Genomic DNA, 12,268 nt, shown 5'->3' with positions numbered 1-12,268 from the left:
ATCGAGTGCGCATGACAACTCCGGAGCGCCGGCGACAGCGGCGGCGTCAGAGCCGTTCGCCGCGCGCGCTCGCCTCGATCAGCTTGTTCAGCCGCGCGAGTTGCGTCTCGGGCTTCTTGGCGCTGAGGATGTGCCAGACGCTGGTGCGCCGGTAGCCGTCGGGCTGCGCCTGGAAGAACGCCCACGCCTGCGCGTCGCGCATGAAGATGACCTCGTGCGCCGGCGACAGCTCCACCAGTTCCTTGGGCTGCTCGAACGAATACGCCGAATACGCCGAAGACGGGCGCGAACGCTCCTCCTGCCGGCGTTCGAACGCCGCCAGACCCGCCGGCTTCATCCGGCCTTCCTGGATCAGCGCCTCGGCGCGGGCGATGTTCACCGCGCTCCAGATCGACACCGCCTTGCACGGCGTGAAGCGGATCTTGTAGCGCTTGTCGTCGATGCGGGTGCGCACGCCATCGATCCAGCCGTGGCACAGCGCCTCGTCCACCGACTCCGGCCAGTCGATGCTGGGCGTGCCCGTGGCGCGCTTGTGGAAACCGACCACGACCTCGGTGGCGGTGGCGGCGTGCTCGTCGAGCCAGGCGCGGAACTCGGCGGCGCTGGCGAAGAAGATCGGTGTGCGGGCGGCCATGGGGCCGGAGTATGCCCGGCCGATCTTGCCGGACGCGCTGGCGCGCGCATTGCCCTCGGAGAACTGCAGCCGCAATTGCGCCGCGCCGCGCCGCGCACCGCGAGGGCAAGACCGGCCCCCTGGCTTGCCGCCGGCCGTACTTGTACGGCGCTTGATGCACGGCAGTTGCACCCAGGGTTGGTGAGGATTCAAGCTCATTGCGGCTGGGATAACGTACGCCGACAATAACTTTTGGGACAGGAACGCCGTGTCAAACACTGACCAGGATCCCGGCCGCGAGCGGCCCCGGCTGCGCCGCGGGCCCGCCGAGATGGCGGCGCTCAAGCGCGAGATGCTTGAGCGCGCCCGCAAGATCTACCGCGACGAGGGCGTCGAGGCGCTCAGCATGCGCCGGCTGGCGCAGGAGCTGGGGATCTCGACCATGGCCATCTACAGCTACTTCGAAAGCAAGAAAGCCTTGCTGGACGGGCTGTGGATCGAGGTGTTCGAGTCGCTGACCGACGAGTTGCTCGACGCCTCCAAGGGGCAGCGGGGCCCCCGAAAGGTGCTGGAAGCCCACACCCGGTGCCTGCTGGACTTCTGGGAACGCCATCCCGAGCAGTTCCGCATGATCTACATGTCGCTGACGCAGACGGGCACGCTGGACGAGATCGGCCAGTCGCAGCAGCCCGTCTACAACCGCTTGCTCGGCCTGATGCGCGAACGCGTGGCCGCCTGCGCGCCCGATGGCGTCGAACCCGACGAGGCCGCGATCCGCACGATGTGCGACCAGATGTCGGTGCGGGTCATGGGCTATCTGATGATGGTGATCGGCCTGCCGCGCTACCCGCTGTTCGATCGCGAGGCGCTGCGCGAGTTCACCGTGCAGGGCGTGCTGCGCGACGTGGCGGAGCAGGTCGGCCGGCTGACGGCCGGCGGCGCGCCGGCGCCGGCAGCCGCCTCCACCACCCAGGCGGGCGGACCGGCGGAAGAAGCGCCGGCGCTGCGGACCAGCTCCGGCTGAAAAAAAAGAAGCCCAGCGAAGGGCTGGGCTTGAAGGGCACTTGGGAAGCCAAGCTTCCGTGGGTACCGAGGAGACAACCGTTACGGCAACTGTCGTTCGCTCAGGCCGTGGCGCGCTTGGCGCCGCGGGTGGCGTTCTGGGTCGCCTTCACCGCCGTGCTGGTCACGGCGTTGAAATTCGATTCAGCGATTTCGGAGGCTTGCTTGGCGGCCTTGTGCAGGCTTTCGTAAGCGTTGTTGGCCGCAGCCACCGCCGACTTCACCAAAGCTACAGCATTTTCCGTGCCAGCCGGGGCGTTCTTGGTCGCGTTGTCGACGACGGCACCGAACTTCTGCTGCGCGTCGGAGACTTGCGCCTCGGCCAGGCGGACGAATTCGGACGAGGTCGACGAGGCGATGTCGTACAGGTGGCGGCTGTAGGCCACGGCCTTTTCGGCGGTCGGCTGCAGCAGCGAGGCCTGCAGGGCCCACAGTTCCTGCGGGTCCTTGACCGCGATCGCCTGCTGCGCGGTCTCGGCGACTTCGCCGAGCGCAGTCTTGGCGACCTGCAGGTTCAGTTCGACCAGCTTTTCGTAGCCTTCGAAAGCCTTGGCGGTCAGGCCGAAGAACGAGGCTTGCAGATTCTTTTGTTGGTCGAGCACTTGGTCAGCGGTCAGCATTGCGGGATCTCCTTGAGGAATGTCGTCAGCCAGGAACACGCGGCAGGCTGAGAGCCGTCGCCACACCTTTGTTGCGGTGCAGCATGAGGTCAGTATAGGAGTGTGATCAACGATTGCAAGCACTTTTTGTGCATTGCAGCAAAACAGGCTCCGGGGGCGGTCCGGACCCGCTCTGCTAGGGTCCGCACCATGCTCGCCTTCCATTACGACCATTTGACCCTGGCCCTGCCTCCAGGGCATCGCTTCCCGCAGTCGAAATACCAGATGCTGCGCGAGCGGGTGGAGCGCGCGCCGGGCCTGATGCGCCTGCGGGTCGCGGAGCCGGCCGATCGCGAGGCGCTGGCGCTGGTCCACACGCCGGACTACATCGACGCGGTGATGCAGGGCACGCTGAGCCCGGCCGCCCAGCGCGAGATCGGCTTCCCCTGGGCGCCGGGGCTGCCGCTGCGCTCGCTGAGCTCGGTCGGCGCGACCATCGCGGCGGCGGGCGCCGCACTGGAAGAGGGCGTCGCGGCGAGCCTGGCGGGCGGAACGCACCACGCCCAGGCGGACAAGGGCAGCGGCTTCTGCGTGTTCAACGACGTCGCGGTGGCGGCGCGGCTGATGCAGGCGCGATGGCATCGCCGCCATCCTGGCCGGCCGGGGTTGCAGGTGCTGGTCGTCGACCTCGACGTGCATCAGGGGAACGGCACCGCGGCCATCTTCCGGGACGACGACAGCGTCTTCACGCTGTCGCTGCACGGGGAGAAGAACTTCCCCTTCCGCAAGGAGGCGAGCGACCTGGATGTCGGCCTGCCCGACGCCTGCGGCGACGCGGTCTACCTGGCCGCGCTGCAGGAGGCGCTGGCCGAGGTCTGGCGGCGCCTGGCCGGCCGGCCGCCAGGGCTGGCGTTCTACCTGGCCGGCGCCGATCCGCATGAAGGGGACCGCCTGGGCCGGCTCAAGCTCAGCGCCGACGGGCTGCTGCGCCGCGACCGGATCGTGCTGGACGCGCTGTTCGAGCGCCGCATCCCGGTCGCGCTGACCATGGCGGGCGGCTACGGGGAGGACCTCAATACCACGGTGGAGGTGCAGGTCCGGACGCTCGATGCCGCGACGCAATGCTGGATGCGCTGGCGGGACATTCCGCCACACTGAGGCGCTTTCCACTGCCGGAACCCACCGCCATGCCCTTGTCCGCCGACACCCCGCCCGCGCCGCCCGCCGAGCGCCCGGTGCCCGTCATGTGCCAGAGCAGCGTCGTCGCATCCGGGGAGTTCCCGGGGGCCGAGAAGGCCCGCCTGCTGGCCGAGGCGGGCCTGTTCGCCACGACCTGGACCCAGCAGCCGATCCAATGGCCGGCGGACTGCGCGGCCGTGTTCAGCCGCCTGACGATCGCGCCCGGCACCAGCCTGCCGGTCCACCGCCACCCTTATCCGCGCTACGGCTGGCTCGTCCAGGGCGAGATCGAGGTCGTGCAGCCGGAGACCGGCAGGAAGCGGATCCTCAAGGCCGGCGAAGTGATCGCGGAGTCCATCGGCGAGTGGCATTTCGGCCAGACCCTCGGCAAGGAGCCGGTGATCTTCACGCTGCTCGACATCGTCCCGCGCGGAACGGCGTCCAACACCGTCGTGCGCGGTTCGGGCGAGCACCCGGAGTAGCCGGCGCGACACCGGGCCGGCGGCGGCGGTGGAAGAATCGCCGCCCATGAGTACCGACCGCCCCGGCCCCGAGCCGCGCGCCGCCTTCGCCCGCTTCATCCCGGTGCCCACGCGCTGGATGGACAACGACGCGTACGGCCACCTGAACAACGTCGTCTATTACTCGCTGTTCGACACGGCGGTGAACCGCCACCTGATCGAGCAGGGCGCGCTCGACCTCGAGCGCGGCGAGGTCATCGGCCTGGTGGTCGAGACCCGCTGCAATTTCTTTTCATCGCTGGCCTTCCCGCAGGCGGTCGAGGCCGGCCTGCGCGTGGCCAGCCGCGGCCGCTCCAGCGTGCGCTACGAGATCGGCCTGTTCGCCGAGGGCGAGCCGCTGTGCGCCGCCAGGGGACACTTCGTCCATGTCTACGTGGACCGCGAGACGCGCCGCCCGGTGGCCGCGCTGCCCGCGTCCCACCTGAAGGCGCTCGCCGCCCTGGAGATGTCATGACCTTCCCCGATCCCTTCGTCCCGCCGACGCCCGAGCAGACCGCCGCCGTCGACGCGGCCATCGTGACGCGCCACTCGATGCGCGCCTTCCTGCCCACGCCGGTGCCGCGCGCGCTGATCGAGGAGCTGCTGGCCGTCGCGGCGCGCGCGCCCTCGGGCACCAACACGCAGCCGTGGCAGGTGCACGTGCTGACCGGCGCGGCCAAGGACCGCCTGGTGGCGCGCATCCAGTCCGTCTACGACGACCCGGAGGAACTCGCCACCCATGGCGAGGAGTACGCCTACTACCCGCGCGAGTGGATCTCGCCCTACATCGACCGCCGCCGCAAGGTCGGCTGGGACCTGTACGGCCTGCTGGGCATCACCAAGGGCGACAAGCTGCGCATGCACGAGCAGCACGGCCGCAACTACCGCTTCTTCGACGCGCCGGTGGGCCTGATGTTCACCATCGACCGCGTGATGCAGCAGGGCAGCTGGCTGGACTACGGCATGTTCCTGCAGAACCTGATGATCGCCGCGCGCGGCCGCGGCCTGCACACCTGCCCGCAGGCCGCCTTCACGCAGTTCCACCGCGTCATCGCCGAGGAGCTCGGCCTGGCGCCGCAGCAGCAATTGGTGTGCGGCATGTCGCTGGGCTACGCGGATCCGTCGGCGGTCGAGAACACGCTGGTCACCGAGCGCGAGGCCGTCGCCGCGTTCACGCGCTTCCTCGAGTGAGCTGAACCGGCGCGGCGCGCGCGCCACGTCCTGGGCGATCCTCGGCTGCGGCGCGGCACTGCCGGGCCGCGAAGGAGGCCGCGCTGCATACAGTTGGCGATTCCCCGGCTAGGAGATCGTCCATGAGCAAGCCCAGCGTCCTGGTGGCCCGCAAGACCTTCGGCGACATCGTCGACCGGCTGCGCCCGCACTTCGAGGTGGAGGCCAACGACAGCGACCTGGGCTGGCCGCAGGACGAGCTGATCCGCCGCCTGCAGGGCAAGGCCGGCGCGTACATCGCCGGCGGCGACCGCATCGACCAGAAGCTGCTCGACGCCTGCCCGGACCTGAAGGCCGTGTGCACGATGGCGGTGGGCTACAACAACATCGACGTCGCGGCCTGCACCGCGCGCGGCGTGCTGGTGAGCAACGCGCCCGACGTCCTGACCGAGACCACCGCCGACTTCGGCTTCGCGCTGATGATGGCGACCGCGCGCCGCATCACCGAGAGCGAACACTTCCTGCGCCGCGGCGAGTGGCGCGAATGGTCGGTGACGATGTTCGCCGGCGCCGACGTGCATGGCGCGACGCTGGGCGTGCTGGGCATGGGCCGGATCGGCGCGGCGATCGCGCGCCGCGGCCACCTGGGCTTCGGCATGCCGGTGCTGTATCACAACCGCTCGCGCCTGCCGGCCGGCGAGGAAGCGCCGCTGGGCGCGCAATGGGTCGAGAAGGACGAGCTGCTGCGGCGCGCCGACCATCTGGTCATCGTGGTCCCGTACAGCGCGTCCTCGCACCACCTGATCGGCCAGCGCGAGCTGCGGCTGATGAAGAAGACCGCGACGCTGACCAACATCGCGCGCGGCGGCGTCGTCGACGACGCCGCGCTGGCGGCCGAGCTCCAGGCGGGCACCATCGCCGCCGCGGGCCTGGACGTGTTCGAGGGCGAGCCCGCCGTGCATCCGGACCTGCTGGCCTGCCGCAACGTCGTGCTGACGCCGCACATCGCCAGCGCCACGATCGCGACGCGGCGCGCGATGAGCGACCTCGCGGTCGACAACCTGATCGCGGCGCTCACCGGCGGCGTGCCGCCCACGGCCTTGAATCCCGAGGTGCTCGCGCGCTGAGAGAATCGCACGCATGGCTTTTCCCGATGTGCTGCAGCTGGTCCTCTCGGGCCTGATCCTGGTCGTGCTGATCGCCGTGTCGATCGCCGTGTTGATCGCGGCGCGGCGGCAGGGCGGGGGCGGCGCGGCGGCGGAATTGGCGCCGCTGATGCAGCGGTCGGAGGAGCGCATGGAGCGCCTGGAGCGCGCGCTGCGCGACGAGATGGGCCGCGGCAACAGCGGCCTGCGGCAGGAGCTGCTGGGCACGCTGACGCAGTTCCAGCAGGCGCTGGCCCAGCAGGCCGCGCGCGGACGCGAGGCGCAGGACGCCGCCGCCGCGCGCACGGCCACGCTGCTGACTGAGCAGTTGCAGGCGCTGGCGCAGCGCAACGAGGCGGGCCTGGCCGAGACGCGCCGCAGCGTCGAGGCGCGGCTGCAGGCGATCCAGCAGGACAACGAGAAGAAGCTCGAGCAGATGCGGGCGACCGTCGACGAGAAGCTGCACGCGACGCTGGAGCAGCGGTTGGGCGAGAGTTTCAAGCAGGTGGCCGAGCGGCTGGAGCAGGTCTACCGGGGCCTGGGCGAGATGCAGACGCTGGCGCGCGATGTCGGCTCGCTGAACCGGGTGCTGACCAACGTGAAGACGCGCGGCATCTTCGGCGAGGTGCAGCTGGCGGCGCTGTTGGAGCAGGTGTTCACGCCGGAGCAGTACGCGGCCAATGTCGAGACGCTGCCCGGCACCGGCGCGCGCGTGGAGTTCGCGCTGAAGCTGCCCGGCCAGCGCGACGACGGCCAGCCGATCTGGCTGCCGATCGACGCGAAGTTCCCGCGCGAGGACTATGAGCGCCTGGTCGACGCGCAGGAGCGCGCCGACGCGCCCGCGGCCGAGCAGGCGGCGCGCGCGATCGAGACGCGGCTGCGGCTGGAGGCCCGGACCATCCGCGAGAAATACCTGGGCCCGCCGCACACGACCGACTTCGCGCTGCTGTTCCTGCCCACCGAGGGCCTGTACGCCGAGGCGTTGCGCCGCCCCGGCCTGACCGAGGCGCTGCAGCGCGAGCACAAGGTGATGCTGGTCGGCCCGACGACGCTGCTGGCGACGCTGTCCAGCCTGCAGATGGGGTTCCGCACGCTGGCGCTGGAGAAGCGCTCGGCCGAGGTGTGGGAGGTGCTGTCGGCGGTGAAGACGGAGTTCGGCAAGTTCGGCGAGGTGCTGGCGAAGACGAAGAAGAAGCTCGAGGAAGCGAGCAACACCATCGATGCCGCCGAGGTCCGGACGCGCGCGATGACGCGCCGGCTCAAGACCGTCGAGGCGCTGCCGGAGGACCAGATGACGCGGGTGCTCCGGCTCGGACAGGCCGCTGACGAGGAAGGCGTGGCCGGATGAGCGGCGACGCGCCGGGACCCGCACCCGCGGCCGCCGGCACGAGCGCGGCGGCGGCCGGCTACACGGGCCTGGACGCGGGATTCGCGGCGGTCATCGCCTCGCTGGTCGCGGTCCATGCCTGCATGGCGACGACGCGGGTGTCGGCCACGCTGTGGGTGCTGCACGAGGGCTACGGCGGTGGTTTCGTCGGCGTGCTGCTGAGCCTGTTCGCGGTCGCGCCGCTCGGACTGTCGCTGTGGGCGGGCCGGCTGACGGACCGCCATGGCTTCCACCGGCCGGTGGGCATCGGCGTGGCGATGGCCTTCAGCGGCGCGGTGCTGGCGCTGGCCGCGCAGGTGATGGGCTGGCTCTGGCTGCTCGCGGTGGGCTGCCTGCTGTGTGGCGGCGCCGTCGCGGTGTCCGCCGTCGCGATCCAGCGCGAGGCCGGGTTGATGGCGACCGACGCGTCGCAGCTCAAGCGGGTGTTCAGCTGGGTGGCGCTGGGGCCGGCGCTGTCCAACGCGCTGGCGCCGGTCATCACGGGCATCGTCATCGACACCGCCGGCTTCACGGCTGCGATGGTGCTGTCGACGCTGCTGCCGCTGGCGGCGTGGGCCGTCGCGCGGCGCGTGCCCAGGAGACCGCCGCGCCATGCGGACTCGTCCGCCAAGCCGCGCCCCGCCTGGGACCTGCTGCGCGATCGGGGGCTGCGCAACCTGTTGATCGTCAACGTCGCGATGTCGTCCTGCTGGGACGCGCACAGCTTCGTCGTGCCGGTGGTGGGGCATGCGAGGGGCTTGTCGGCGTCCAGCATCGGGCTGGTGCTGGGCAGCTTCGCGACCGCGGCGACGCTGGTGCGGCTGGCCATCGTGCGCTGGGCTCATCGCCTGGACGAGGTCAAGGCGCTGCGCGCGGCGATGATGATCGCGACGGTGACCTTGATCGTCTATGCGTGGCTGCCGGGGACGCTGGGGCTGATGCTGGGCTCGGCGGTGCTCGGGCTGGCGCTGGGCGCGGTGCAGCCGATGGTGCTCGCGACGATGCATCAGGTCACGCCGCCGGACCGGCATGGTCAGGCGCTGGGCCTGCGCATGCTGGCGGCGAACGGCGCGACGGTGGCGATGCCGCTGGGATTCGGCGCGCTGGCGGCGGCCAGCGTGGCGGTGGCTCCGCTGTGGCTGATGGCGTCGATCCTCATCGGGGCGCAGTTCGCCGCGCGCGAGCTCGGGGCCTCATCGGCGCGCTGAGGGCGGTGCTGCTTCTACGTCCGTCCGCTTGCGGGAGAGCAACCCTGTGCAGCGCTCCTGTACTGCCACCGCCGCTGGCCCTCACCCCTCCCTCTCCCACTTCGCGGGAGAGGGTGTAAGAAAGGGCTGCCCGCACTTGCCTTGCGCAAGAACTCCCTCGCCCCGCTGGGGCGAGGGTGTAGGAACGAGCGAGCGCTGCCGGCAAGAACTCCCTCGCCCCCCGCGAGGGGGAGAGGGCAGGGGAGAGGGGGTGCTTCGAAGGGCAGCAGCGTTGTGGCACGAGCCCCCTCTCCCCTCCCTCTCCCCGCTGGGGCGAGGGGGTAAGAAGGAGCGAGCGCTGCCGGCACGAACTCCCTCGCCCCCCGCGAGGGGGGAGAGGGCAGGGGAGAGGGGGTGCTTCGAAGGGCAGCAGCGTTGTGGCACGAGCCCCCTCTCCCCTCCCTCTCCCCGCTGGGGCGAGGGGGTAAGAAGGAGCGAGCGCTGCCGGCACGAACTCCCTCGCCCCCCGCGAGGGGGTAAGAAAAGGATCGAGTACCCATCGCCCGCTCGCGGGCGAGAGAGGACCGGCAGCCTCACCCACCCGGCGCGACCGCCACCTGCCGGCGCGCTTCCTTGTGCTTCATCGCGATGTATTCCTCCAGCGATTGCTCATGGAGCTGACGCGGATAGCGCTCCGTCGCGGCGAACCAGTCCCGCAGCCGCTTGTCGAGCCGCTGTTCGGCCGGCGCCGACAGCGTGTCGAGGTAGGACTCGATCGCGAGGAAATAGCGCATCGTGTTGCGTTCCGCGATGCCCTGGATGCCGCCGACATATCGCGGCCCGCCGTCGCGATCGCGACCGACGATCGTGAACCCGACCTTGTCGCGCCCGCTGGTGGCCAGGTAGGCGCTGGTCGCGACCCGCGCGGCGAGGTTGTTCACGTACGCATAGCGCAGCCGCACGAACGAGCGCCGCGCGTCCAGCGGCACGGCCTCCAGCGTCAGCCGGTACTGGCTGGTGCCCATCGGCCCCTTGGCCGCGCTCATCTCGACGAGCAGGTATTGCGGCTGCGCCGCGACCACCTGGAAGTTGAAGTCCAGCGCGTAGGCATCCTCGATGGGCTGGTCGAACTTGCGGCCGACCGCCATGTGCAGCAGCGCCCCGGGCGCCGGATCGTCATCGACCACGCAGCGTTTCACGTTGGCCGGCAGCGTCAGCAACTCGCACCAGGCGTCGGCGCTGCGCAGCGCCCCGGCGAGCGTCGCGAAGCCGTGCTGCACGACCGCATGCATCTCGCCGGTTGGGTGCTCGGTGTCATCCACCGAACTCAACATGATGGGCCGCTGAAAGGGGCTGCGGCTCAGCTGCGGCTCCAGCTGTTCGTATTGCGCGCGCAGGCCCGCGCCCTGCTGGGCGTTGACCTCGGTGGCGATCAACAGCAAGGCCAGCAGCACTGCCGCATGCGCGAGCCAGAACATCGCGCCATGCGGCGGAGCCGGGTGTTTCTGGTGGCGATGGGCCTTGTCGAAGTGCGGAACGTGCGGGAAGGAACGCATGGCGGTCTCCGTCGCGTGGCCGAGGGCCGTTGTCAGAAGTCTAGGCCGGCGACTCCCCCGCCTCCGTCGGCGGCGGACGGGATGCCTTGTCGGACGGGGCCGCATCGGCCTCACCCGGCGCCTTGCCGACGGCCATCGCCTCCCGAGCCTGCCTCTTCCTCTCCTGCATCCGTGTCACATGCTGGATGACGTGGCGGCGATGAATCTCATTGAAGCACCCCACGACGTCCGGGTTCCCAGAGGTGGGAACGGAGTCCGGGGAAAGCGGTACCGGTGGCGCCTCGCCCGGCGGCCAGAGGGCTGACCAGACCGATGAAGGGAGCATCAGGTCGTCGTCCACCGCACGGCGGATGGCCATGAGCACCGCGATGGCCGCGCCGGTGGCCTGCCCGTTGCCGACCACCAAGTCAGCCGGGGAAGCGCCCGCGCGCATGCACTGGGTCAGGAGCCGGAGCGCTTGAACGATCTCCAGTGGCGAGGCCTTGCCCTGCAGGAATGTCATCAGACGCCGCGCATCGAAGCGCAGTGACAGAAAGGCGCCGGGGCGATCCGCAAGCGTCCTGTCCGGCAAGGGCGTGCCGGTGGCTTGTTGATGCAGGCCCATGCGCGCCAGCAGCGCCGGACTGACCTCCACTTCGCCCATGAGGAAGGGGTCGCCCTTCGCGAGTGTGTTGGGCGAAGTGCCGGATGGAGTCCCGGTCGGGCGCGACGACCACCACGCAAGCAGGCCGCTCGGGTCCTGCTCGCGATCAAGGATGAAGCTGCTGCCATCCTCGAGATATCTGGGCGTTGCCTGTACGTGGTCCCCCGCGAGAGACAGGGCCAGCGTGCCGCCGGGTTGCCGGTGCCGCGGGGTGTCGCCGGTCCCCAGGACCTGCTTCTGGCCAGTGCCCGTAAGCTCCACGCTGTTCGTGCGTACGCTCACGGTGAGGGCAGGATGATTGAATCCGGTGGGGCCCGCTGCCTCCCGCAGAAAGGGCTCGCCGAACGGCGCGAAGGCGCCATTGTCCAGGTAGCAGGTCACCAGGCTGATGTGGCTGGGCACTAGCGGGGAGCTCAAGCCCTCTTTCTGCGAGAACAGCGCCATCGCGTGGACCGCCGTCGCTGCAAGTTCCGTTGGCGTGCGGCCGCAGACCCGCAGCTCACCGCTTTCCTCGTCGACACGGCTGCCAGCGATCATGACCAGCCGGGCATTCGGGGGAGCCGAGCCGCTCCAAGGCGCGACCCGCGGCGTGGGCACCCATCGCTGATTCTGTTGATCGTCCATCTGCAGCACCCGGGTGCGAGACAGGTCCTTCATCTTCACGGAGGGCGGAAGCTCGCCGCTGAGCTGCAGCACATACACGCGGTCATGGGCTGGCGGGGAAGCCGGTTTTGCCGAATCAAGGGGCGCCGGAGCATCAAGTGTCTGGACGAACCACTCGTCGACCGGCCGGAGCCGGCTGCGATTCATGGGGGTCAGCAGCAATCGGATTTCTGTCAGATGCTCGGGCGCGTAATGCCATTGCCGGTCCTTGGCGGCATGGCGTCCAAGGATCCGGTCGCCAGCCCGCAGCACGTCGCCGTCCAGCGTGAGGCTGGGAGGCAAGGGCCAATATCGCTTCAGCGGCTGGGCGTCGTCGGCGCCCCCGCCGCAGGCGCCGAATTTACGCTGCAGCAGATGAAGCGCGCCCTCCGCGATGAGGTCGAGCTGGGACCGGCGCTGGGCGAGCGAGCGAATGCCGTCGCGTTCGTCCGTGGCACAGGGGCCGAAACGGAACTCGGTCTTCCGCCCGTTGCGCTTGCTGAAGAGCGTCGCTCTGCCTTGGGCAAGGTCCACCTCGACGTCGACGTGGCTCGGTGGACCGATGTGATCCATGAGTTTCTGCAGGGGCGCGCCCGGCTCCTCGCG

The 12,268-nt window shown here is 70.1% G+C and carries 12 protein-coding genes; 8 read left to right on the top strand and 4 right to left on the bottom strand.

Annotated elements, in window-relative coordinates; translation table 11 throughout:
• Positions 1-46: 46 nt before the first annotated feature.
• On the bottom strand, positions 47-634 hold the full coding sequence (locus ACEN96_RS22285; RefSeq protein ID WP_495585217.1) for a YdeI/OmpD-associated family protein: 588 nt from the start codon (positions 632-634) through the stop codon (positions 47-49).
• Between the two features lie 247 nt (positions 635-881).
• Here ACEN96_RS22285 and ACEN96_RS22280 point away from each other — a divergent pair, with 247 nt between their 5' ends.
• Positions 882-1,637, top strand: a complete 756-nt coding sequence (locus ACEN96_RS22280; RefSeq protein WP_495585216.1) for a TetR/AcrR family transcriptional regulator — start codon at positions 882-884, stop codon at positions 1,635-1,637.
• Between the two features lie 100 nt (positions 1,638-1,737).
• Here the strand turns inward: ACEN96_RS22280 and phaP are convergent, their stop codons facing one another.
• Positions 1,738-2,295 carry a TIGR01841 family phasin gene (phaP, locus tag ACEN96_RS22275; protein ID WP_495585215.1) on the bottom strand — a complete coding sequence of 186 codons (558 nt, stop codon included), beginning with the start codon at positions 2,293-2,295 and terminating at the stop codon, positions 1,738-1,740.
• 189 nt (positions 2,296-2,484) lie between these two features.
• Here phaP and ACEN96_RS22270 point away from each other — a divergent pair, with 189 nt between their 5' ends.
• The 7 genes from ACEN96_RS22270 to ACEN96_RS22240 all read left to right on the top strand — a co-directional run bounded on the left by ACEN96_RS22270 (position 2,485) and on the right by ACEN96_RS22240 (position 8,842).
• Positions 2,485-3,432, top strand: coding sequence for a histone deacetylase family protein (locus tag ACEN96_RS22270; protein WP_495585214.1), 948 nt, complete (start codon positions 2,485-2,487; stop codon positions 3,430-3,432).
• A gap of 29 nt (positions 3,433-3,461) precedes the next feature.
• Positions 3,462-3,935, top strand: coding sequence for a cupin domain-containing protein (locus ACEN96_RS22265; RefSeq protein WP_495585213.1), 474 nt, complete (start codon positions 3,462-3,464; stop codon positions 3,933-3,935).
• 46 nt (positions 3,936-3,981) lie between these two features.
• Positions 3,982-4,428 (top strand): acyl-CoA thioesterase, encoded by a 447-nt coding sequence (locus ACEN96_RS22260; protein ID WP_495585212.1) that lies wholly within the window; start codon positions 3,982-3,984, stop codon positions 4,426-4,428.
• Positions 4,425-5,144, top strand: a complete 720-nt coding sequence (locus ACEN96_RS22255; protein WP_495585211.1) for a nitroreductase — start codon at positions 4,425-4,427, stop codon at positions 5,142-5,144. Before ACEN96_RS22260 ends, ACEN96_RS22255 begins: the two co-directional genes overlap by 4 nt.
• 122 nt (positions 5,145-5,266) lie before the next feature.
• The gene (locus ACEN96_RS22250; RefSeq protein WP_495585210.1) at positions 5,267-6,250 is read left to right on the top strand and encodes a 2-hydroxyacid dehydrogenase; all 984 of its coding nucleotides are present in this window, start codon (positions 5,267-5,269) and stop codon (positions 6,248-6,250) included.
• A gap of 13 nt (positions 6,251-6,263) precedes the next feature.
• Positions 6,264-7,616, top strand: coding sequence for a DNA recombination protein RmuC (locus tag ACEN96_RS22245; protein WP_495585209.1), 1,353 nt, complete (start codon positions 6,264-6,266; stop codon positions 7,614-7,616).
• Positions 7,613-8,842, top strand: coding sequence for an MFS transporter (locus ACEN96_RS22240; protein ID WP_495585208.1), 1,230 nt, complete (start codon positions 7,613-7,615; stop codon positions 8,840-8,842). Before ACEN96_RS22245 ends, ACEN96_RS22240 begins: the two co-directional genes overlap by 4 nt.
• A 572-nt stretch (positions 8,843-9,414) precedes the next feature.
• Here ACEN96_RS22240 and ACEN96_RS22235 read toward each other — a convergent pair.
• Both ACEN96_RS22235 and ACEN96_RS22230 read right to left on the bottom strand, forming a co-directional pair.
• Complete coding sequence (locus ACEN96_RS22235; RefSeq protein ID WP_495585207.1) at positions 9,415-10,377, bottom strand: hypothetical protein; 963 nt, start codon at positions 10,375-10,377, stop codon at positions 9,415-9,417.
• Positions 10,378-10,417: 40 nt separating this feature from the next.
• On the bottom strand, positions 10,418-12,235 hold the full coding sequence (locus tag ACEN96_RS22230) for a hypothetical protein (RefSeq protein ID WP_495585206.1): 1,818 nt from the start codon (positions 12,233-12,235) through the stop codon (positions 10,418-10,420).
• Positions 12,236-12,268: the final 33 nt, after the last annotated feature.

The sequence above is a fragment of the Roseateles sp. Mitsp63 genome, assembly GCF_059491535.1.
This window is presented reverse-complemented; position numbering and strand designations above follow the sequence as displayed.